This is a genomic window from Kitasatospora arboriphila (assembly GCF_039528095.1).
Taxonomy (GTDB): domain Bacteria; phylum Actinomycetota; class Actinomycetes; order Streptomycetales; family Streptomycetaceae; genus Kitasatospora; species Kitasatospora arboriphila.
Genome location: NZ_BAAALD010000309.1, coordinates 1 through 541, shown reverse-complemented (window position 1 = coordinate 541; position 541 = coordinate 1). Strand labels below are relative to the sequence as shown.

Below are 541 nucleotides of genomic sequence, written 5' to 3'. Positions count from 1 at the left end.
GCAATATCGAGCGCGTCCAACAGCGGGGCGACAAACGGCGTCGGCTTATTGGTAACCAGCGCCAGCGGCAGGCCTTTGGCATACAGCGCGCCGAGCGTATCGGCCACCGCCGGGAACAGGAAACTGCCCTCTTCCGCCGCTTCGGCGTAATAGCGGTCAAACAGTTTACGCAAAATGCGCAGCTGCTCGTCTTGCGGAATATCATGATCGTCGACGGAAGGCTTACCCATCGCCGCACGTAACGTTGCTCGCTCCTGACGAGCCCAGGTCAGCGCCCGCTCCATCAGGACATCGGCGCCGTTACCGATCCAGGTGATAACGCGTTCTTCTCCCCCCACCGGCAGCCCCAGGGCGTACAGGGCGTTATCAACCGCCGAGGTTAGACCCGGCGCGCTGTCCACCAGCGTGCCGTCGAGATCAAATGCGATGCCGCGGATCGCCTGTAATTTATCCATGACTCACCTTCGCTAATTCACTACGCATTTGATCAATGACTTGCTTGTAGTCCGGCTGACCGAAGATCGCCGAACCGGCAACAAAC

At 59.7% G+C, this 541-nt stretch carries 1 protein-coding gene; it reads right to left on the bottom strand.

Annotation, left to right across the window (positions count from 1 at the left end):
• Nucleotides 1–455 (bottom strand): HAD family hydrolase (locus ABD353_RS40135; protein WP_344628627.1); only part of this gene is annotated, 455 nt, incomplete at its 3' end.
• Nucleotides 456–541 lie beyond the last annotated feature (86 nt).